A 635-nucleotide genomic window follows, 5' to 3' on the forward strand; every position below is an offset into this window, starting at 1 on the left:
GTCTCGTCCCGCGCATGCAGGACGGACTCACCTCCACCAATGTCTTCGTGCACGTGGAGGCGACCAGAGTAGGCGCCGGCATCGGGCTCCTCCCCTGCTTCGCGGCCGACCGCCATCCCGATCTCGTGCGCCTGCTGCCCACGGTCTTCGCCGAGAAGCTGCCGTACTACCTGGTCGCACGGCCCGAGTCGTTGCGCCTGCCGGCCGTCTCCGCTCTCGCCGCAGCCCTGCGCGCGCAGACGCGTGCGTCGAAGGCGATGCTCGACGGCGCGAGCGGCTGAGCACCGCCATGCGTTACTCCGAGGAGCGGGGCAGCCGGATCACCGCGCGAGGGTCGCGCGTGCATCCTGCACGAGAAGGAAGAGGGTACGACGCGCCTCGGGGAAGGCGGTGAAGCCGAATCGCTCGTAGAACGGGACGATCTCGTCGTTGATCGCGTGCACCAGGATGGCACGGACGCCGAGGGCGTCTGCGGCTTCGAGCGCTCGCATCGTCGCGTGCTGCAGGAGGGAGAACCCGAGACCCCGACCGGCGTACTCCCGGTCCACAGCCAGACGCCCGAGCAGCACGATGGGAACAGACACGGGCATGCCGCCCGCCAGCTGCGGCGGCCCGTCGCCGCGGTCGATGGCACT

Annotated in this window: 2 protein-coding genes; one reads left to right on the top strand and one right to left on the bottom strand. The window is 70.2% G+C overall.

Annotated features, from left to right (window positions below; translation table 11 throughout):
• Nucleotides 1–281 (top strand): LysR substrate-binding domain-containing protein (locus tag ABY44_RS08270; RefSeq protein WP_431641091.1); only part of this gene is annotated, 281 nt, incomplete at its 5' end.
• A gap of 39 nt (nt 282–320) precedes the next feature.
• On the opposite strand, the gene ABY44_RS08275 is transcribed toward ABY44_RS08270, so the two are convergent.
• Nucleotides 321–635, bottom strand: a 315-nt coding sequence (locus ABY44_RS08275; protein ID WP_431641092.1) for a GNAT family N-acetyltransferase, incomplete at its 5' end; no start/stop codon positions are given.

This window comes from Burkholderia sp. ZZQ-2, from assembly GCF_050768715.1.
Classification (GTDB): domain Bacteria; phylum Pseudomonadota; class Gammaproteobacteria; order Burkholderiales; family Burkholderiaceae; genus Burkholderia; species Burkholderia cepacia.